Consider the following 20040-nt stretch of genomic DNA (forward strand, 5'->3'; position numbering starts at 1 on the left):
TTCCTATCGCGTCGGTATCAGGCGTGCGCGGCGGCCAGCGATTCGCGGGCGGCGGCGACGACGTTCTCGGGGGTGAAGCCGAACTCGGCGAAGAGCGTGGCCGCGTCGGCGGAGGCGCCGAAGTGCTCCAGGGAGACGATGCGGCCGGCGTCGCCCACGAACCGGTACCAGGTCAGGCCGATGCCCGCCTCGACGGCGACCCTGGCCTTCACGGCCGGCGGCAGCACCCGCTCGCGGTAGGCGCGCGGCTGCTCCTCGAACCACTCCACGGAGGGCATGGACACCACCCGCGTGCCGGTCCCCTCGGCCTCCAGCAGTTCCCGGGCGGCGACTGCGAGCTGCACCTCGGAGCCGGTCGCGATGATGATCACCTCCGGGGTCTCGGTGGACGACTCGCGCAGCACGTAGCCGCCCTTGGCCGCGTCCTCGTTCGGCGCGTAGGCCGGCACGCCCTGGCGGGTGAGAGCGAGTCCGTGCGGGGCGGGGTCGGTGGCGTGCCTCTTCAGGATCTCGGCCCAGGCGATCGCGGTCTCGTTGGCGTCCGCCGGGCGGACGACGTTCAGGCCCGGGATCGCGCGCAGCGAGGCCAGGTGCTCGACCGGCTGGTGGGTCGGGCCGTCCTCGCCGAGACCGATGGAGTCGTGCGTCCAGATGTACGTCACGGGGAGCTGCATCAGCGCCGACATCCGCACGGCGTTGCGCATGTAGTCGGAGAACACCAGGAAGGTGCCGCCGTAGACGCGGGTGTTGCCGTGCAGGGCGATGCCGTTCATCTCCGCGGCCATCGAGAACTCGCGGATGCCGAAGTGCACGGTACGGCCGTACGGGTCGGCCTCGGGCAGCGGGCTGCCGGCGGGCAGGAAGGAGCTGCTCTTGTCGATGGTGGTGTTGTTCGACCCGGCGAGGTCGGCGGAGCCGCCCCACAGCTCGGGGATCACCGGGCCGAGGGCCTGCAGCACCTTGCCGGAGGCGGCGCGGGTGGCCACGGACTTGCCCTCCTCGAACACCGGCAGCGCGTCCTGCCAGCCCTCGGGCAGCTCGCCCTTGCTGATCCGGTCGAACGACTGCGCCCGCCGGGGGTTCGCGGTCCGCCACTCGGCGATCCGCTTGTCCCAGGCCGCGTGCGCCTCGGCGCCCCGGTCCAGGGCCCGCCGGGTGTGGTCCAGGACCTCGTCGGTGACCTCGAAGGTCCGCTCGGGGTCGAAGCCGAGGAGGCGCTTGGTGGCGGCGATCTCGTCCTCGCCGAGCGCGGAGCCGTGGGAGGCCTCGGTGTTCCGGGCGTTCGGGGCCGGCCAGGCGATGACCGTGCGCAGGGCGATGATGGAGGGCCGTCCGGTCTCGGCCCGCGCGTCCTCGAGCGCGGCGTGCAGCGCCGGCACGTCGACGTCGCCGTCCGCGGTGGGCGCGACGCGCTGTGTGTGCCAGCCGTAGGCCTCGTACCGCTTCAGCACGTCCTCGGAGAACGCGGTGGCGGTGTCGCCCTCGATGGAGATGTGGTTGTCGTCGTAGACGAAGACCAGGTTGCCGAGCTTCTGGTGGCCCGCGAGCGAGGAGGCCTCGGCGGAGACGCCCTCCTCCAGGTCGCCGTCGGAGACGATCGCCCAGACGGTGTGGTCGAAGGGGGACTCGCCCTGCGGGGCGTCCGGGTCGAACAGGCCGCGCTCGTAGCGGGCGGCCATGGCCATGCCGACGGCGTTGGCGACGCCCTGGCCGAGCGGGCCGGTCGTGGTCTCGACGCCGGCGGTGTGGCCGTACTCCGGGTGACCGGGCGTCTTCGAGCCGTGCGTGCGGAACGCCTTCAGATCGTCCAGCTCCAGCTCGTACCCGGCGAGGAAGAGCTGCGTGTAGAGGGTGAGCGAGGTGTGGCCGGGGGAGAGTACGAAGCGGTCACGGCCCGTCCATTCGGGATCGGCCGGGTCATGCCGCATCACCTTCTGAAAGATCGTGTACGCGACGGGCGCGAGGCTCATTGCGGTGCCCGGGTGGCCGTTGCCGACCTTCTGCACCGCGTCGGCGGCGAGAAGTCGGGCGGTGTCCACGGCGCGCCGGTCGAGGTCGGTCCACTCGAAGCCTTCGGGTGTCTGCGTGCTCATCTTCAAGAAGTCCTCGTTCAATGCCTGATTGCTGGCCGGACGCGTTCAAATCTAAAAGTCTGACTTTTTCCGAGGAAGGTCGGGGTGTGCCAGCCTGTGGTGAATCTGGGACAGTGATCGCGAACGGAACGGCACACGGAGCACATGGCGGACGAAACACCCCGAGCCCGGGGCGAGGGCACGCACTCGGACGCGATCAGAACCTTCCCCTTCCCGGCCGACCTGGCCCTGGGGGGCGTCGGCATGCAGATCGGCCCCATGGGAGGCGACCGCACCTGGCACGCCGACGCCCCGCTGCACCGCGTCCACCGCATCGACTTCCACGTGGTCATGCTTTTTGCCGACGGCCCCGTACGGCACATGATCGACTTCGCCGAGTACGAGGCCGGGGCCGGCGATCTGCTGTGGATCCGGCCCGGGCAGGTCCACCGCTTCGCCCGGAGCAGCGAGTACCGCGGAACCGTGCTGACCATGCAACCCGGCTTCCTGCCCCGCGCCACCGTCGAGGCCACCGGCCTGTACCGCTACGACCTCCCGCCGCTGCTGCGCCCCGGACCGGAACAACTCGCCGCGCTGCGAGCGGCGCTCGGCCAACTGTGCCGCGAGTACGAGGACACCGCCACACTGCCGCTCAGCCTGCACACGGCCGTGCTGCGGCACACCCTGACGGCGGTCCTGCTCCGCCTCGCCCACCTCGCGGCCAGCTCCGCCGAGGCGCCCCGGCGGCCCGCCGACAGCACCTTCACGCTCTTCCGGGACGCGGTCGAGAAGGGCTTCCCCACCCAGCACAGCGTCAGCGCCTACGCGGACGCGCTCGGTTACTCCCGCCGTACCCTCGTCCGCGCGGTCCGCGCGGCCACCGGCGAGACGCCGAAGGGGTTCATCGACAAGCGGGTGGTCCTGGAGGCCAAACGGCTGCTCGCCCACACGGACCTGCCGATCGGCCGCGTCGGGGTGGCGGTGGGCTTCCCGGACGCGGCCAACTTCTCCAAGTTCTTCCAGCTCCACACCGGCCTCACCCCGGTGGCCTTCCGGGCCGAGCTGCTCTGACACCGGGACCCCCGCTCGCGCCGGGCGCCGCTGCCGCCGGACGCCACCGCTGCCTAGGATGCCCGGGGAACCGCACGGGAGGGCAGGGTGAGGACATGAGCAGTCGGGCCAGGGCGCTGGCGGTGCAGAACGGTCCGAACGGCGGTCCCGGCCGGTGGGCCGGCTGGCTGGCCGAGGGCGGCGTCGACGTGGACGTGGTCCGCGCGGACGCCGGGCAGGCACTGCCGGACCGCCTGGAGCACGAGGCGCTGATCGTGCTCGGGGGCGGCTACCTGCCGGACGACGACGTCCGGGCGCCGTGGCTCGCGCGGACCCGGGAGCTGATGGGCCAGGCGCTGGAACGCGACGTACCGGTCTTCGGGATCTGCCTCGGAGGACAGATGCTGGCCCACGTGGCGGGCGGGGAGGTGAAGGGCGAGCACGGTGAGCCCGAGTTCGGCAGCACGGTGCTGACCCTGCTCGCGCCGGCGGCCGGGGACCCGCTCTTCGCCGGGCTGCCCGAGCGCCCCGTGGCGGTGGAGAACCATGTGGACGCGATCGTCCGGCTGCCCGCCGGAGCGCGTCCGCTGGCGCGCAGCGAGCGCTGCCCCCACCAGGCCTTCCGCTTCGGGCGCTCGGCGTGGGGGGTGCAGTTCCACCCCGAGGCCGACCCCGAGCAGATCGGGAACTGGCCGGTGGAGCGCCTGTCCCGGCACGGCCTGGATCGGGAGGAACTGCTCCGGGCGGCCCGGCGGACGGATCCCGCCGCTGCCCCGGTGTGGCGCGAGGTGGCGCTGCGCTTCGCACGGCTGGTGCGCGAGCGCCCCGCGGCGGCGGTGGCCGGCTGACGGAGCCCGGGCCCGTGACCGGTGTGCGGTCACGGGCCCGGGCCGGCGGTCACCCGGTCAGTGGCCGAAGTCGAACCAGTTGACGTTCACGAAGTCGGCCGGCTGGCCGCTGGTGAAGGTCAGATAGACGTCGTGCGTGCCGGTCACCGAGCCGATGTTCGCCGGCACGGTCCGCCACGACTGCCAGCCGCCGGTGTTGGCCAGCGCGAAGCTGCCGATCGGTGCGTTGCCGCGGCTGTCCAGCCGCACCTCGACCAGCCCGCTCACCCCGGCCGCGGCCCCGCTCGCCACCCGGGCGTAGAACTGCGTGGCCGCGGTGGAACCGAAGTTGACGCCCTTGTACAGCGCCCAGTCGCCGTTGGCGAGGGAGCCGATGTCCTGCCCGCCGCCGGAGTCGGTGGTGGACTCGGGGACCACGCCGGACTGGCTGTCGTAGGACTCGGCCTGGATGGCGCTGTAGGCGTCCCGGTTGCCGGAGGGCGGGGGAGTGGTGCCGCCGCCACCGCCGCCCGCGGACTGCAGGACCTGCACGTAGTCCACGGTCATCGGGTGGCCCGGCTCGGTGCCGCTGTCGGGGCCGCCGCCGAAGGCGCCCGGGAAACCGCCGCCCATCGCCACGTTGAGGATGACGAAGTAGCCGTGGTTGGTGGCGTTGGCCCAGGTGGTCGCGTCGACCTGGTTGGCCTTCACGGTGTGGAAGTTGACGCCGTCGAGGTAGAAGCGGATCTCCTCGGGGCTGGTCGAGCGGTCCCACTCCATCGCGTAGGTGTGGAAGCCGGCCTGACAGGTGCTGCCCGCGCAGGACGTGGAGTTGCCGATGCCGGAGGTCTCGTTGCAGGGGCCGCCCGGGTTGGTGCCGCAGTGCATGGTCGCCCAGTCGGTGTTCAGGCCCTGGACGTTCTCCATGATGTCCAGCTCGCCGACGGCGGGCCAGTTCTGGTAGTTGCCGCGGAACGGCGAGCCGAGCATCCAGAAGGCCGGCCAGTAGCCCTTGGCGGCCGCGCCGGTCACGTTCGGCATCTGGATGCGGGCCTGCACCCGCAGCTTGCCGCCGGCCGGGGGCTGGAAGTCGGTGCGCGTGGTCTCGATACGGCCCGAGGTCCAGCGGCCCGACGCGTCGCGGCGCGGGGTGATGAGCAGGTTGCCGTTGCCGTCCAGCGCGACGTTGCTGGTGCTCGAGGTCATCGTCTCGACCTCGCCGGTGCCCCAGTTGGCGGCGCCGCCCGGATAGGAGGTTCCGGTGTCGTACTGCCAGTTGGAGGTGTTGACGCCGGAGCCGGCCGAGCCGTCGAAGTCGTCGAGGAAGACCTGGGTCCAGCCGGACGGCGGGGTGGGGGCGGACGCGCTCGCCGGGGCCGTGGCGGCCGTCGCGACCGCCGTGGCCAGACCGACCGTCGCGGCGACCGCGACCAGCGTGCGGCGCAAGAGCCGGGGTCTGCGCGTGCCGGAGGAATCGCTCATGGGGGAGAGCCTCTCGGGTACGGGTGGTGTGCGGGGAGGCCCTGGAAGCGCTCCCACGAAGGGTTGAGAGCGCTCTCAAGGTGTCGCCAATGTGCTCCCCGGCTCTCCGGCCGTCAAGAGTTAAAGCAGAGAAAGTCCTTTGACAGCAGGGGAGTTCACCACCTGAAGCCACCCGTACCGGAGCAGACCGCGCCGTCGCGCCGGGAACGGTCGGCGGCCCGGCAGGCAGGACCCGCCGGTTCGCCTGTCCCCCTCCGCGGCGCGGGGGGCCGCCGCGTCGCGCGCGCCGATGTGCGAGGGTGCAGACGTGAGACTGACGATTCTGGGCGGCGGCGGCTTCCGGGTCCCGCTGGTGTACGGGGCGCTGCTGACCGACCGCGGTGCGGGCCGGGTCACGGAGGTCGTGCTGCACGATCCGGACGACGGCCGGCTTCACGCGGTCGCCCGGGTGCTGGCCGAGCAGGCGTCGGGCGTCCCCGACGCCCCTCGTGTCACCACCACCACCGACCTCGACGAGGCCCTGCGCGGCGCGGACTTCGTGTTCTCCGCGATCCGTGTCGGCGGCCTCCAGGGCCGGGCGGACGACGAACGGGTGGCGCTGGCCGAGGGCGTCCTCGGCCAGGAGACGGTGGGCGCCGGCGGCATCGCCTACGGCCTGCGGACGGTCCCGGTCGCCGTCGACATCGCGCGGCGGGTGGCGCGCCTGGCGCCCGAGGCCTGGGTCATCAACTTCACCAACCCGGCGGGGCTGGTCACCGAGGCCATGTCCCGCCACCTCGGCGACCGCGTGATCGGCATCTGCGACTCTCCGGTCGGCCTGGGCCGCCGGGTGGCCCGCACGCTCGGGGTGCGGCCCGAGGACGCCTGGATCGACTACGTCGGCCTGAACCACCTCGGGTGGCTGCGCGGCCTGCGGGTCGAGGGACGCGACGAACTGCCGCGCCTGCTGGCCGACCGCGCGCTGCTCGGCTCCTTCGAGGAGGGCCGGCTGTTCGGCGCCGACTGGCTGCAGTCGCTGGGCGCGATCCCCAACGAGTACCTGCACTACTACTACTTCAACCGCGAGGCGGTGCGCGCCTACCGGGAGGCGGAGAAGACCCGCGGCGCCTTCCTGCGCGAGCAGCAGGCGCGGTTCTACGACGAGGCCCGCCGCGCCGGCGTCTCCGCCCTCGGCGTCTGGGAGCGGACCCGCGCCGAGCGCGAGGCCACCTACATGGCGGAGAACCGGCAGACCGCGGGTGCGGGGGAGCGCGAGGCCGAGGACCTCTCGGGCGGTTACGAGAAGGTGGCCCTCGCCCTGATGCGGGCCATCGCCCGGGACGAGCGGACCACGCTGATCCTCAACGTCCGCAACCGGGGCACCCTGGCCGTCCTGGACGCCGACGCCGTCGTCGAGGTGCCCTGCCTGGTCGACGCCAACGGCGCCCATCCGGTCGCGGCCGCCCCGCTGCCCGGCCATGCCACCGGGCTGGTGTGCGCGGTCAAGGCCGTCGAGCGCGAGGTGCTCGCCGCCGCCGGGTCCGGGTCGCGCGCCACGGCCGTGAAGGCCTTCGCGCTGCATCCGCTGGTGGACTCGGTCCAGGTGGCCCGGCGGCTGGTGGAGGGGTACACGGCCGTGCATCCGGGGCTCGGGTACCTGGGCTAGGCCAGGGCCCTCGGCTCCTCACCTCCGCCTCCGCCGCACCCGCTGGCCGTTTCCCGGGCCGGCCGGCCGCTCCCCGTGACCGCGGCCGGCCGGTCCGATCCCCCGTTCCCCCGTTGCCTCCCCCGTGCTTCCCCCGTCGCCCCCCGTTCCTGGTATGGAGAGTCGGGGGACCGCCCCCTGATACACCCCGGGCGAAAAAAATCCCCCCGGCCCTGGAGCCGGGGGGAAGTGGCCGTACAGGGGGGCCGGGTTCAGCCGGTGAAGCCGGCCGTGATGGAGGTGAACTGCCAGTTGCTCTGGCTGATGCCGGAGCAGTTGCTCACCACGCCGCCGCCGGGGCAGGGCCGGTCGCGGTTGACCGACCAGTAGGCGAGTCGGGCGATGTGGTGGGAGTTGGCCCAGTCGCGGATCTGGGTCCAGATCGCCGGCGTGGTGTTCTCCTGCTGGTCGGACAGGCCGTTCATGCCGGAGATGCCGATGTGCGAGTAGGCGGTCGCGTCGTCCCAGCCGAAGGTCGACTTCAGCTTGTTCTTGAGCCCCTCGGCCGCGTTCACGGTGTTGCCGTACATGTCGGAGCCGCCGCCGAAGTCGAACGGCATGATCGTGAAGACGTCGATGCCCGCCCCCAGCGAGTTCGCCTGCTCGATGAGCCGGTTGCCGTAGTAGGTCGGGCCGGTGGTGGTGGTGCCGAACGTGACGATGGTCTTCAGGCCCGGGTTGTTGGCCTTGACCGTCTTCAGCGCGGTGAGGATCTTCGCCTGCACGGCCTCGTTCTCGAACTCGTCCGTGTTCTCGATGTCCATGTCGATCGCCTTCAGCGAGTAGGCGTCGATCACCTTCTGCAGCGCCCCCGCGAGCGCGGCGGCCGAGGAGCAGTTGGCGCCCAGCTTGCTGCCCTGCCAGCCGCCGAACGACGGGACGACGTCACCGCCCGCCGAGCGGATCTGGTTGATCGCGGTCTGGTCCGCGCCGCCGGTGAGCGCCCGGCTGCCGTCCCAGGCCGGGTTGCAGCCGCCCGAGTCCAGCACGAACGCCATGGTGAACCACTTGACGCCGGTCGCGCTCATCACCGTGCCCGGGTTCGGCGGATCGCCCCAGCCCTCGTACAGATAGGGGGCCGCCTGCTTGAACCCGGTGCCGCCGCCGGTTCCGGCGTCCGTCGTGACGGACACGGAGTTGGAGGCCGCCGAGACGTTCCCGGCCGCGTCCCGCGCCTTCACGGTGAAGGTGTACGCGGTGCTCGGCGACAGCCCGCCGACTGTGGCGGAGGTGCCGGAGACGCTGAGCACCTGGTTCGTTCCGGCGTAGACGTCGTACGCCGTGACACCCACGTTGTCCGTGGCCGCGTTCCACTTCAGCGAGACGCTCGTGGAGGACTTGCCGGTCGAGGTGAGCCCGCCCGGCGCGGTCGGCGCCTGGGTGTCCCCGCCGCCCGAGCCGCCCGGGCCGTCGAGCTGGATGTCGTCGGCGTAGTACGTGCCCTGCGCGTACCAGCCGTGCACGTAGACGGTGGCGCTGGTCTGCGCGGCGCCTGTGGTGAAGGAGACGCTGAGCTGGCTGTACGCCGACGGGGACGTGGTCCAGGTGGAGGCGCCGCCGTCGACGCCGAGGTACACGTAGGAACCGCGGACCCAGCCGCTGAGGGTGTAGGCCGTGTTCGGCTTGACCGCGACCGTCTGGCTGCACTGCGCGTTGTCGGACGAACTCACCGCTCCCTGCAGGGCCTTGGAGCCGCCGTGCACGGGGGAGGAGACGACCGAGCCGAGGTTGCCGGTGCAGGTCCAGGGGGAGAGGCCGCCGGACTCGAAGCCGGGGTTGGTGAGGACGTTGGCCGCCTGAGCGGTGCCGGGAAGGGCGACGGCCCCGCCGAGGGCCAGTGCGGCGGAGCCGAGCAGGGCGAGGAGCCGGCGTCTGGGACGCCCGAGTATGTGGCGCACACGATCTCCCTGTGGGGATAGGGGTGTTCGGGAGTACTGGGGAGTGCGGAAGGTGCGCCAACCAAGTTGGTTTGGACCAATCGGGGTGTCAAGGGAGTGAGCCGAGATTGGTCCAGACCGGTTTGCCGGTCAGGGGGTCACGCCGGAGCGGTGGCGGTGGCTTCGGGGGCGGCGGCTCCGGTGGCGGGGGCGCCGGCCTCCCTGGCCGCTCCGTCTGCGGGCGCCGGTACGGCGGGCAGCGCGGTCGCGCTCTGCGCGGTCCGCTGCTGGGGCAGCGACACCGGCCGCAGCGTCCGCGGCCCCGCCACCACCGTGTAGTCCTGTCCCAGGAACGGCGGCTCGATCGTGCCCGGGTCCTCGCCCAGCGCCAACTGCACAGCCGCCCAGGGGGCGTTGACCCCGCAGAGGGAGAGCTGGTGCAGCCCTCCGGCGGGCCGGGTGTTGACGTCCAGCAGCACCGGCCGGTCGCCGTGCATACGGAACTGGATGTTGGACAGGTAGTGCAGCCCGAAGCCCTCGGCGAGCAGCCGGGCCGGCGCCAGCCACCGCTCGCGCAGCGTGAAGCCACGGCGGCGGCCGTTCTTGGTGCGGCCCACCGCCAGCCGGACCCGGTTGTCCGGCCCGGTCAGGCAGTCCACCGACACCTCCGGCTGCTCCAGCCGCGGCATCACCAGCCAGTCCACCGGCTCCTCGGCCCGCCGCAGCGCCTCGACCACCAGGTCGAGCTGGACGTGCGGCCCGGGGAACCCGCTGAGATGCGTCAGCGAGAAGGGCGCGCGCGTGATCATCCGGAAGCCGGTCCCGCCCGCACCGGCCGCCGGTTTGAAGCAGGCCTGCTCCCCGGCCGCCTCCAGCTCCTCGACGGCGGCCACGAGTTCGTCCGCCGTGCGCACCCGCCACCACGGCGGCACCGCGACGCCGACCGAGCGCGCCGCCTCGTACGCGGTCGCCTTGTCCTCGAACACGGCCACCGCCTCGGGCGTCGGCGCCAGCAGCGCCGTGCCGGCCGCCCGGAACTCCGCCCGGTGCGCCACGATCGCCGCCTGGTGCAGCCGGGGCACGAACACGTCGATGCCCCGCCGGACGCACTGGTCGAGGGCGTACTCCGCGTACGCGGCCGGCGACAGGCCCTCCGGCTCCGGCTCGGCGGTGTCCGCCGCGGCCAGCACGGGGGAGTCGGGGTCACCGTGCGTGGCGTGGATCTCGACCGCCCGGTCGCTGGGATTCCTCCGGAGCTGATCCATGAAGAAGACGTTCTCCGCGTACGTGCGGTTGAGCCAGACGCGTACGCGAGAGGGCATGCAGGCCGCCTTTCGGGGTTTTCGGGCAGGGCGCAGCGGCCCGTGCCCGGGCAGGAGAGAGGAAGGGACACCAAACGGCCCTGCGAAAGGGGGGGTAGGGGCGTCGATGTTGCGGCGATCATACGGCTTTCAAACGCCTGCGCGTGCAACGCGCAGGTCACGGATTCCACCGTCTCCGGCGGTCGGGGGCTGGCCGAAGATCTGCTTGCCCCGGCCCCGTGGATGTGTTCAGGTGGTGCCCACGGCATGATCGGAAGGGGCACGGGTGGAGTCGACGGCCGGGGCCGGACAGCTGCTGGCCATCAGCGACCTGCACATCTCCTATCCGGAGAACCGCGCGCTCGTGGAGCGGATGCGCCCCGGGACGGACGACGACTGGCTGATCGTGGCCGGCGACGTGGCCGAGACGGTCGAGGACATCCGCTGGGCGCTCGAAACGCTCGCCGACCGCTTCGCCAAGGTCCTGTGGGCGCCCGGCAACCACGAGCTGTGGACCCACCCGAAGGACCCCGTCGCCCTGCGCGGCGTCGCCCGCTACGAGCACCTCGTCGCCCTGTGCCGGGAACTGGGCGTGCTCACGCCCGAGGACCCGTACCCGGTCTGGCGGGGCCCCGGCGGCCCGGTCGCCGTCGCCCCGCTGTTCCTGCTGTACGACTACTCCTTCCTGCCGGACGGCTGCGCCACCAAGACGGACGGCCTGGCCTACGCGCACAGCACCGGCATCGTCTGCAACGACGAGTACCTGCTGCACCCCGACCCCTATCCGACCCGTGAGGACTGGTGCCGCGCCCGCGTCGCCGAGACCGAGCGAAGGCTCGCCGAGCTGCCCGCGGACCTGCCCACCGTCCTGGCCGGTCACTATCCGCTCGACCGGCACCCGACCGACGTCCTGTGGTACCCCGAGTTCGCCATGTGGTGCGGCACCACCCTCACCGCCGACTGGCACCACCGGTTCCGGGTCGAGACCATGGTCTACGGCCATCTGCACATCCCGCGGACCACCTGGCACGAGGGAGTCCGCTTCGAAGAGGTGTCCGTCGGATACCCCCGCGAATGGCGCAAGCGCCCGGTACCACCGGGGCAGCCGCGCCGCGTACTGCCGATGGAGGTCGGACCCGGTGATCGAGGAGCTGCTCCCGGAGTCGGTGGTGGCCGTGGAGTCGCGCGGTGACCAGGACACCGACGAGGCCCACCTGTACCCGCAGGAGCGGTTGCTCGTCGCTCGCGCGGTGAGCAAGCGCCGCCGGGAGTTCACGGCGGCACGGGTCTGCGCCCGGCGGGCCATGGAGAAGCTCGGCGTGCCGCCGCAGCCCGTCCTGACCGGCGAGCGCGGCGCCCCGGTGTGGCCGGACGGGCTCGCCGGCAGCATGACGCACTGCGACGGCTACCGCGCCGCCGCGCTCGTGCGCGCCGCCGACCTCGCCTCCCTCGGCATCGACGCCGAACCGCACGCGCCGCTGCCGGACGGCGTCTTCGGCACCATCGCCCTCCCCGCCGAGCAGGACCGGCACCGCGCGCTGTCCGCCGCCCGGCCCGCGGTCCACTTCGACCGGCTGCTGTTCAGCGCCAAGGAGTCGGTCTACAAGGCGTGGTTCCCCCTCACCCGCGCCTGGCTGGACTTCTCCGAGGCCGACATCGAACTCACCGCCGCACCCGGCCAGGACACGCGCGGCCGCTTCCACGCCCGGCTGCTCGTCCCCGGCCCGCTGGTCGGCGGTGTGCGCGTGAGCGCCTTCCTGGGGAGCTGGCTCATCCGGGACGGACTGGTGCTGTCGGCGGTGGCCGTCCCGCACCACTGAGCGGCACGGCCACCCGGGACCGGTCTCACTCCCGCGGGGCCCACTGGGACAGCAGCCCGAAGAACGCCTCCTCATTGCCCGCGAGCCCGGCCCGCGCCAGCGCCCCGTCCGCCTCGGCCAGCACGGCGGGCGGGACCAGGACGGGCCTGGGCGCCTCCGGCGGCCCGTCGAAGGCCGCGCGCACGGTGTGCAGCAGCCGCAGATAGGCCTGGACGGCGGTGCGCTCACGGTCGGTCAGTACGGCGGTGGTCATCGGTCGGCTCTCCCCGGTTCGGCGTCACGGATCACGCGCGCTGCGGCGCCGTGCGCCGCTTCGCACGGCGCACGACTCCAGCTTGCCGTCCACCACTGACAACGCGGTGCGGGCAGGCCCGGGTTCGCCCGCTCAGCGGACGCCGAACCCCTTGGCGGACACGGCGTCCCGGCGTTCGGAGCGGGCCGCTGACCGGCCGGTGCGACCGCCGGGCCGTCCGCGTGCGCGCGGATGTTGCCGGACGGTCTACGACTCGGGCCGCTGGACGCTCTCCAGGAGCATGTCGAGCCACTCGGCGACCTTGTCCCGGTGCTGGTCGGTGGGCAGTTGCGCGGCCCGCCAGGCGATCCCGCGGACCCCGTGGTCCTCCAGCAGCCGCTCCAGCGGGTCCTGCGCCGCCTCGGCCCGCTCCTGGTCGGCGAGCTTCTGCAGCAGCTCCTGCTCGGTGCGCTGCAGGGCGCCCGCCAGCGCCTCGGCGTCCTCCGCGGTGAGGAAGCCGGCGTGCACCCGGAAGAACCGCTGCAGCGCGTCGCAGTGCTCCATGGTCGGCCGCCGGTCGCCGTTGATCAGCGCGCCCGCCTGCTGGCGTGACATGCCCGCGCCGTCCGCGATCTCCTGCTGGGTGTACTTGCGGCCGTTGGGCTTCAGCCGGGTGCGGCGCAGCAGGTCCAGACGCTGCAGGAAGCGGGCCTGCACGTCCGGTTCGCCCGCCGGGCGGCCGCTGAGCAGGGCCTTGACCACCGGCTCCGGGACACCGCAGGCGACGGAGAGCCGCCCCACGTCGAAGACCTCGGTGTGCGGCACGCCGAGCCGGTCGGCGAGCGCGGTGACGCGGGCGGCGACGGCCGAAAGCTGTGCGGTCTCGGTGGCGCCCGGATCCTCGTAGCCATCCGTCACCGACAGAACTCCTACGTCTCTCGAGGGCCTCAGGTGCGTTCCGTGCTTCTCACGAGCGGATTCCGTGAACTTCCCGGAGAGTAGCGGGTGCTTCGAACCCGCATCCAGGTCTCGCCACAACTGTGGCGAATTTCAGCCGTCAACGGGCATGGAATGCCACGATAGTTGACACGGCTCTCGTCCGGGCAGCAGGATCGCATCGCCGCACGAAGGTCGGCAGAGGCAAGAGGGGTGACCTCCCGATGGCACATCAGGCAGGAGGACAGTGGCCGGCGCCGCGGCCCGTCCCCGAGGGCTGCGAGGTACCGGCGTACCTCCAGGACTACGCCGTGCTGGTGGAGGCCGTCCCCTTCCCGTCCCTGGTCGTCGACCACCGCTGGAACGTGATGCTGGCCAACGGCGCCTACGGCACGCTCTTCCGCGGTGTGCGCCCCCATCCGACCGCCATGCCCGGGGACAACTTCCTGCGCTTCGTGCTGTTCCACCCCGACGCCGCAGGCGTCCTCGGCGAGCACGAGCAGGGCTGGTGCCTGCCGATGCTGGCCCATCTGAAGGACGCGCTCGACCACTCGGGCCACGACCACGAACTCCAGTCGATCCGCCGGGACCTCGGTCAGGACCCGCTCATGGAGGCCGCCTACCGGCAGGGGCTGCCGCACTGGATCCGCGCCGTCGGCGAGGCCGCGACCCGGATCGACGGCGCCGTGCGCCTGCTGCACCACCCGGACCCGCGCCGGGGCACCACCGAGTGCCGGATCGTCGAGGAGACGCCCCGGACCCTCGCGGAGATCGGCTGCACCCGTCTGACGATGGTGCTGCGCGACAGCCGCCGCCCGGCCGGCGCCGGACGCCGTCAGCGCCGGACGCGTGGGACCGGCGCGCATCTGACGGTCGTTCCGGCCCCCCAGGACTGACCCGGTTCCGTCGGCGTTCAGGTCGCCGACGGGACCGGGCCGGGAACTCCCTCGCAGCGACGTGCCTCCGGCGCCGCGTGTCCCGTTCACGCAAGCGGCTTGCGCGGTTTGCGCTCTTCTTTCGACACCCGTTGCGTCAATGCACCGCGCCCATGCCTGCTCATGGCTGTCGTTGCCTGTATCCGCATCGCTGTCAAAGAATTACAGATTCTGCGCGACATCTTGTGGACGAATGTCGTCGGTGCTTGAGTGTGCGGCGCCCCGCAGGCGCACGTACCTGCTGTCCCCCGACCCCCACCACGAAGGGACCGGCACATGCACCGCAGTCCGTCCGCACATGTCAGGCGCATGCCAGCGATCGGGGCGGTCGTCGCCCTGGCCGCAGGCATGCTCGTCGCCCTTGCGCCCGCCGCGCACGCGGCAGCCGGCGCCACACTCCCCTTCACCTCCGTCGAGGCGGAGTCGGCGAGCACCACCGGCACGAGGATCGGCCCCGACTTCACCCAGGGCTCCCTCGCCTCGGAGGCCTCCGGCCGGCAGGCCGTACGGCTCGCACCGGGACAGCGCGTGGAGTTCACCGTGCCGCGCGCCGCCAACGCGGTGAACGTCTCCTACAGCGTCCCCGACGGCCAGTCCGGCTCGCTGAACGTCTACGTCAACGGCACCAAGCTGACCCGGACGCTCCCGGTGACCGCCAAGTACTCCTACGTCGACACCGGCTGGATCACGGGCTCGAAGACCCACCACTTCTACGACGACGCCCGGCTGCCGCTGGGCCGGGACGTCCAGGCGGGCGACCGCGTCGCCTTCGAGGCCGCCGGCACCCAGGTCACCGTGGACGTGGCCGACTTCGAGCAGGTCGCGGCGGCCGCCGGCCAGCCCGCCGGCTCGGTGTCCGTCGTGTCCAAGGGCGCCGACCCCAGCGGGAGCGGCGACTCCACCCAGGCCTTCCGGGACGCCATCGCGGCGGCCCGGGGCGGAGTGGTGTGGATCCCGCCGGGCGACTACCGGCTCACCTCCTCGCTCAGCGGGGTGCAGAACGTCACCCTGCAGGGCGCGGGCAGCTGGCACTCCGTCGTGCACACCTCCCGCTTCATCGACCAGACCAGCTCGTCGGGCGGTGTCCACATCAAGGACTTCGCGGTCCTGGGTGAGGTCACCGAGCGCGTCGACTCCAGCCCGGACAACTTCGTCAACGGCTCCCTCGGTCCTGACTCGTCCGTCTCCGGTATGTGGCTCCAGCACCTCAAGGTCGGGCTCTGGCTGACCGGCAACAACGACAACCTGGTGGTGGAGAACAACCGCGTCCTCGACACCACCGCGGACGGCCTCAACCTCAACGGCACCGCCAAGGGCGTCCGGGTCCGCAACAACTTCCTGCGCAACCAGGGCGACGACGCGCTCGCCATGTGGTCGCTGTACGCCCCGGACACCGACTCCAGCTTCGAGAACAACACCATCTCGCAGCCCAACCTCGCCAACGGCATCGCCGTCTACGGCGGCACCGACATCACGGTGCGCAACAACCTCATCTCCGACACCAACGCCCTGGGCAGCGGCATCGCCATCTCCAACCAGAAGTTCCTCGACCCCTTCTCCCCGCTGTCCGGCACCATCACGGTCGACGGCAACACGCTGGTGCGCACCGGCGCGCTGAACCCCAACTGGGGCCATCCGATGGGTGCGCTGCGGGTCGACTCCTACGACAGCGCGATCGACGCGACCGTCAACATCACCGACACCACCATCACCGACAGCCCCTACAGCGCCTTCGAGTTCGTCTCCGGCGGCGGACAGGGCCGTCCGGTGCGGGGCGTCAACGTGACCGGGGCCACCGTGCGCAACACCGGCACGGTCGTGGTCCAGGCCGAGGCCCCGGGCGCGGCCGCCTTCCGCAACGTCACCGCCACCCAGGTGGGGTCCGCGGGCGTCTACAACTGCCCCTACCCGGCGAACTCCGGCGCCTTCACGCTCACCGACGGCGGCGGCAACTCCGGCTGGGCCGGCACCTGGTCGGACTGCTCCACCTGGCCGCAGCCCGGCCAGGGCAACCCCGCTCCCGACCCGGGCCGCAACCTCGCCAAGGGCCGCCCGGCCACCGCGACGGGCTCGCAGGACGTCTACACGCCGGGCAAGGCGGTCGACGGCGACGCCGGCACGTACTGGGAGTCGGCCAACAACGCCTTCCCGCAGTCCCTGACGGTCGACCTCGGCTCCTCCTACGCGGTGCGCCGGGTGGTGCTGAAGCTGCCCCCGTCCACCGCCTGGGGCGCCCGCACCCAGACCGTCACGGTGCTCGGCAGCACCGACGGCTCGGCGTACTCGACGGTCCTCGGCGCGCAGGGCTACCGCTTCGACCCGGCCACCGGCAACACGGCCACCGTCTCCCTGCCCAGCGGCACCGACCTGCGCTACCTGCGGCTCTCCGTCAGCGCCAACACCGGCTGGCCGGCCGGGCAGTTCAGCGAGGTGGAGGCGTACCTGGGGAGCTGAGCGGCGCCGAACGCGCGGCGGCCCCTCCGGCACGGTGTTTCCGGCGCCCACCCCCGCCGAGGAGAGACGGCCGGGACGGTCGCCGGGGTCCTGCCGCCGCTGAAGCCGGACAGCGTCACCGCGTGACAGGCGCCCGGTTCGCGGGCCCTTGAGGTTCTCCGGGTGCCGCCGGCCGCCCCTCGCGGCCGGCGGCACCGGGCGGACCGCCGGGTTTCACATGGGTGCCATCAGATACTTCCCTGACGTTCGCTGCTCTTGGAACACTCGCTGCGCGCAGATCCCGTCACCAGACGGCGGCACGTACGTCAGGATGAGAGGACCCTCACCCATGTCCGAGGTCAACAGGCGGCGCTTCCTCCAACTGGCGGGCGCCACGACGGCGTTCACCGCCCTGAGCGGCAGCATCCAGCGCGCGGCCGCACTGCCCGCCCACCACCGCACGGGTTCGGTCCAGGACGTCGAGCACATCGTCGTCCTGATGCAGGAGAACCGCTCGTTCGACCACTACTTCGGCAAGCTCAGGGGGGTCCGGGGCTTCGGCGACCCCCGCCCGGTCACCCAGAACGGCAGGTCCGTCTGGCAGCAGTCCGACGGCGCGAAGGACATCCTCCCCTTCCACCCGGACGCCGACGACCTGGGCCTCGCCTTCCTCCAGGACCTCCCGCACGGCTGGAACGACGGCCACACCGCCTTCAACGGCGGCAAGTACGACACGTGGGTGCCCGCCAAGTCCCCGACGACGATGGCGTACCTGACACGCGACGACATCCCCTTCCACTACGCGCTCGCCGACGCCTTCACCATCTGCGACGCCTACCACTGCTCCTTCATCGGCTCCACCGACCCCAACCGCTACTACATGTGGACCGGGTACACCGGCAACGACGGCAAGGGCGGCGGCCCGGTCCTCGGCAACGAGGAGGCGGGCTACGGCTGGACGACGTACCCCGAGCGCCTGGAGCGGGCCGGGGTCTCCTGGCGGATATACCAGGACGTCGGCGACGGACTGGACGCGGCCGGCGGCTGGGGCTGGATCCAGGACGCCTACCGCGGCAACTACGGCGACAACTCGCTGCTCTACTTCGACCAGTACCGCAGCGCCGCACCGGGCGACCCGCTGTACGACAAGGCCCGCACCGGCACCGACGCGCGCAAGGGCGAGGGCTTCTTCGACCGGCTGCGCGCCGACGTCACCTCCGGGCAGCTGCCGCAGGTCTCCTGGATCGTCGCCCCCGAGGCGTTCACCGAGCACCCCAACTGGCCCGCCAACTACGGCGCGTGGTACGTCTCCCAGGTGCTGGACGCGCTGACCGCCGATCCGCGGGTGTGGGCGAAGACGGCGCTGTTCATCACCTACGACGAGAACGACGGCTTCTTCGACCACGTGATCCCGCCCTTCCCGCCCGCCTCCGCAGACCGGGGCCGGTCGACGGTGGACCCCGCGCCCGACGTGTTCAAGGGCGACGCCGGGCACGCCGCGGGCCCCTACGGGCTCGGCCAGCGGGTGCCGATGCTGGTCGTCTCCCCCTGGAGCAAGGGCGGCTACGTCTGCTCCGAGACGTTCGACCACACCTCGATCATCCGGTTCATCGAGACGCGCTTCGGCGTCCGGGAGCCGAACATCTCACCCTGGCGCCGTGCCGTGTGCGGCGACCTGACCTCGGCCTTCGACTTCTCCCGCAAGGACACTGCACCGGTGGCGCTGCCGTCCACGGCCGGTTACCTGCCGCCGGACCGCGAGCGTCACCCCGACTACGTGCCGCACCCGCCGGCCAGCCCCGTGCTGCCCCGGCAGGAGCGCGGCAGCCGCCCCACGCGTCCGCTCAGGTACGCCCCGGCGGTGGACGGTTCCGCGGACACGGCGGCGGGGAAGTTCACGCTCACCTTCGCCTCCGGGGCGCACGCGGGAGCCGCGTTCCTGGTCACCTCGGGCAACCGCGGCGACGGCCCCTGGACGTACACCACCGAGGCCGGCAAGACGCTCTCCGACACCTGGAACTCGGCCTGGTCGGGCGGCTCCTACGACCTCGCCGTGCACGGCCCGAACGGCTTCCGGCGCCTGTTCAAGGGCCGCAACGGCACGGCCGGTCCGGAGGTGACGGCCCGGCACACCGGTGACGACGTGGAACTGGTATTCACCAACCGCGGCTCCGGCACGGCACGGCTGAAGCTCGTCGACGGCTACGGCGGCGCCCCGGTCACGGTGACGGTGCGGCCCGGGGCGGCCGTGCGGCGGACCGTCCGGCTCGCGGCCGGCCGGCGCTGGTACGACCTCACGGTCACCACGGACGCCGATCCGGCGTTCCTGCGCGGCTTCGCCGGCCATGTGGAGAACGGGCTCCCCGGCGTCAGCGACCCGGCCATCATCACGGAGTGAACGGACGATGAACGCCGCTCCGGACAGACTGGTCAGGTACCGGTCACAGCAGGGTAATGTGCCCCGGTGACCACGCAATCGAACACCCCTGCAGGCTGGTACCCCGACCCGCACGGGGCGGCCCGGACGCTCCGCTACTGGGACGGTGCCCAGTGGACCGACCACACCAACCCGGCGCAGCAGGGCGCCGGTCAGGTCCCGCCGCAGCAGGCCGCTCACATCCCGCAGCAGCAGGGCGGCGACGCCAAGGTGCAGCGCCAGGTCCAGAAGCAGGCGGGGGTCGCGGCCGGCGGTCCCGGCGGCGGCACGCTCTTCACCGAGCCGGTCCTGGTGGTGAACCAGAAGGCCAAGCTGATCGAGCTGACCAACGAGTACAAGGTCATGGACCAGAACGGCCGGGAGATCGGCGCGGTCACCGAGGTCGGGCAGAGCGCGCTGAAGAAGATCCTGCGCTTCGTCTCCAGCCTCGACCAGTTCATGACCCACAAGCTGGAGATCCGCGACCCCCAGGGCCGGCCGCAGCTCGTGCTGACCCGGCCCGCGAAGTTCTTCAAGTCCCGGGTCATCGTGACGCGCCCGGACGGCTCGCCGGTCGGTGAGATCGTGCAGCAGAACATGATCGGGAAGATCAACTTCGCGATGACCGCGAACGGCCAGAAGGTCGGAGCGATCAAGGCGGAGAACTGGCGGGCCTGGAACTTCGCCATCGTCGACCACGCGGACAACGAGGTCGCCCGGATCACCAAGACCTGGGAAGGCCTCGCCAAGACGCTGTTCACGACCGCGGACAACTACGTCCTGCAGATCCACTACCAGCTCCCCGAGCCGCTGCTGAGCCTCGTCGTGGCGACGGCCCTGACCGTCGACACCGCGCTGAAGCAGGACTCGCGGGGCTGGGGCTGACCGGCCCCGCGCGGACCACGGTCCGCGCGGGGGGCCGGCGGCGGGCCGGGCGCCGGGGGGGGGCCGCGGGCGGGGGACGGTATCACGGGG

Annotated in this window: 15 protein-coding genes; 9 read left to right on the plus strand and 6 right to left on the minus strand. The window is 72.3% G+C overall.

Going from position 1 to position 20040, the window contains the following annotated elements; all coding sequences use genetic code 11:
- Positions 1–17: 17 nt before the first annotated feature.
- A complete protein-coding gene (tkt, locus tag ACFQ9Z_RS09575) occupies positions 18–2093 on the minus strand; it encodes a transketolase (RefSeq protein WP_383013452.1) in 2076 nt (691 codons plus the stop codon).
- Between the two features lie 144 nt (positions 2094–2237).
- Between tkt and ACFQ9Z_RS09580 the strand changes: the two genes are divergently transcribed.
- Complete coding sequence (locus ACFQ9Z_RS09580; RefSeq protein WP_383013455.1) at positions 2238–3143, plus strand: helix-turn-helix domain-containing protein; 906 nt, start codon at positions 2238–2240, stop codon at positions 3141–3143.
- Between the two features lie 95 nt (positions 3144–3238).
- Positions 3239–3970: a type 1 glutamine amidotransferase gene (locus ACFQ9Z_RS09585; protein WP_383013458.1), complete on the plus strand. Its 732-nt coding sequence runs from the start codon at positions 3239–3241 to the stop codon at positions 3968–3970.
- Positions 3971–4027: 57 nt separating this feature from the next.
- On the opposite strand, the gene ACFQ9Z_RS09590 is transcribed toward ACFQ9Z_RS09585, so the two are convergent.
- Positions 4028–5431, minus strand: a complete 1404-nt coding sequence (locus ACFQ9Z_RS09590; protein WP_383013461.1) for a glycoside hydrolase family 16 protein — start codon at positions 5429–5431, stop codon at positions 4028–4030.
- A gap of 307 nt (positions 5432–5738) precedes the next feature.
- On the opposite strand from ACFQ9Z_RS09590, the gene ACFQ9Z_RS09595 reads away from it, so the two are divergent.
- Positions 5739–7076, plus strand: a complete 1338-nt coding sequence (locus ACFQ9Z_RS09595; protein ID WP_383013464.1) for a 6-phospho-beta-glucosidase — start codon at positions 5739–5741, stop codon at positions 7074–7076.
- A 251-nt stretch (positions 7077–7327) separates the two neighbouring features.
- On the opposite strand, the gene ACFQ9Z_RS09600 is transcribed toward ACFQ9Z_RS09595, so the two are convergent.
- Positions 7328–9013, minus strand: coding sequence for a carbohydrate binding domain-containing protein (locus ACFQ9Z_RS09600; RefSeq protein WP_383013467.1), 1686 nt, complete (start codon positions 9011–9013; stop codon positions 7328–7330).
- A 137-nt stretch (positions 9014–9150) separates the two neighbouring features.
- Positions 9151–10314, minus strand: a complete 1164-nt coding sequence (locus ACFQ9Z_RS09605) for an ATP-grasp domain-containing protein (RefSeq protein WP_383013470.1) — start codon at positions 10312–10314, stop codon at positions 9151–9153.
- 265 nt (positions 10315–10579) lie between these two features.
- Here ACFQ9Z_RS09605 and ACFQ9Z_RS09610 point away from each other — a divergent pair, with 265 nt between their 5' ends.
- Both ACFQ9Z_RS09610 and ACFQ9Z_RS09615 read left to right on the plus strand, forming a co-directional pair.
- A complete protein-coding gene (locus tag ACFQ9Z_RS09610; protein ID WP_383013474.1) occupies positions 10580–11485 on the plus strand; it encodes a metallophosphoesterase family protein in 906 nt (301 codons plus the stop codon).
- Positions 11433–12113, plus strand: coding sequence for a 4'-phosphopantetheinyl transferase (locus tag ACFQ9Z_RS09615; RefSeq protein ID WP_383013477.1), 681 nt, complete (start codon positions 11433–11435; stop codon positions 12111–12113). Before ACFQ9Z_RS09610 ends, ACFQ9Z_RS09615 begins: the two co-directional genes overlap by 53 nt.
- Before the next feature lie 25 nt (positions 12114–12138).
- Here ACFQ9Z_RS09615 and ACFQ9Z_RS09620 read toward each other — a convergent pair whose 3' ends face one another.
- Complete coding sequence (locus ACFQ9Z_RS09620) at positions 12139–12366, minus strand: hypothetical protein (protein WP_383013480.1); 228 nt, start codon at positions 12364–12366, stop codon at positions 12139–12141.
- A 246-nt stretch (positions 12367–12612) separates the two neighbouring features.
- Positions 12613–13263 (minus strand): helix-turn-helix domain-containing protein, encoded by a 651-nt coding sequence (locus ACFQ9Z_RS09625; RefSeq protein WP_383013483.1) that lies wholly within the window; start codon positions 13261–13263, stop codon positions 12613–12615.
- Positions 13264–13505: 242 nt separating this feature from the next.
- Here ACFQ9Z_RS09625 and ACFQ9Z_RS09630 point away from each other — a divergent pair, with 242 nt between their 5' ends.
- The 4 genes from ACFQ9Z_RS09630 to ACFQ9Z_RS09645 all read left to right on the plus strand — a co-directional run bounded on the left by ACFQ9Z_RS09630 (position 13506) and on the right by ACFQ9Z_RS09645 (position 19950).
- Positions 13506–14177, plus strand: a complete 672-nt coding sequence (locus tag ACFQ9Z_RS09630) for a hypothetical protein (RefSeq protein ID WP_383013486.1) — start codon at positions 13506–13508, stop codon at positions 14175–14177.
- 348 nt (positions 14178–14525) lie between these two features.
- Entirely contained in the window at positions 14526–16670 is a 2145-nt protein-coding gene (locus tag ACFQ9Z_RS09635; RefSeq protein ID WP_383013489.1) for a discoidin domain-containing protein, read from the plus strand.
- A gap of 328 nt (positions 16671–16998) precedes the next feature.
- A complete protein-coding gene (locus tag ACFQ9Z_RS09640; RefSeq protein WP_383013492.1) occupies positions 16999–19047 on the plus strand; it encodes a phosphocholine-specific phospholipase C in 2049 nt (682 codons plus the stop codon).
- Positions 19048–19113: 66 nt separating this feature from the next.
- Positions 19114–19950, plus strand: coding sequence for a phospholipid scramblase-related protein (locus tag ACFQ9Z_RS09645; protein WP_383013497.1), 837 nt, complete (start codon positions 19114–19116; stop codon positions 19948–19950).
- The last annotated feature ends 90 nt before the right edge of the window (positions 19951–20040 follow it).

The organism is Streptomyces sp. NPDC056580, assembly GCF_042793175.1.
GTDB lineage: Bacteria > Actinomycetota > Actinomycetes > Streptomycetales > Streptomycetaceae > Streptomyces.

What these genes read in the sequence shown, in the direction of transcription:
- tkt (WP_383013452.1), bottom strand. Translation starts at nt 2,093, where the DNA reads ATGAGCACGCAGACACCCGAAGGCTTCGAGTGGACCGACCTCGACCGG.
- ACFQ9Z_RS09580 (WP_383013455.1), top strand. Translation starts at nt 2,238, where the DNA reads ATGGCGGACGAAACACCCCGAGCCCGGGGCGAGGGCACGCACTCGGAC.
- ACFQ9Z_RS09585 (WP_383013458.1), top strand. Translation starts at nt 3,239, where the DNA reads ATGAGCAGTCGGGCCAGGGCGCTGGCGGTGCAGAACGGTCCGAACGGC.
- ACFQ9Z_RS09590 (WP_383013461.1), bottom strand. Translation starts at nt 5,431, where the DNA reads ATGAGCGATTCCTCCGGCACGCGCAGACCCCGGCTCTTGCGCCGCACG.
- ACFQ9Z_RS09605 (WP_383013470.1), bottom strand. Translation starts at nt 10,314, where the DNA reads ATGCCCTCTCGCGTACGCGTCTGGCTCAACCGCACGTACGCGGAGAAC.
- ACFQ9Z_RS09620 (WP_383013480.1), bottom strand. Translation starts at nt 12,366, where the DNA reads ATGACCACCGCCGTACTGACCGACCGTGAGCGCACCGCCGTCCAGGCC.
- ACFQ9Z_RS09630 (WP_383013486.1), top strand. Translation starts at nt 13,506, where the DNA reads ATGGCACATCAGGCAGGAGGACAGTGGCCGGCGCCGCGGCCCGTCCCC.
- ACFQ9Z_RS09635 (WP_383013489.1), top strand. Translation starts at nt 14,526, where the DNA reads ATGCCAGCGATCGGGGCGGTCGTCGCCCTGGCCGCAGGCATGCTCGTC.
- ACFQ9Z_RS09640 (WP_383013492.1), top strand. Translation starts at nt 16,999, where the DNA reads ATGTCCGAGGTCAACAGGCGGCGCTTCCTCCAACTGGCGGGCGCCACG.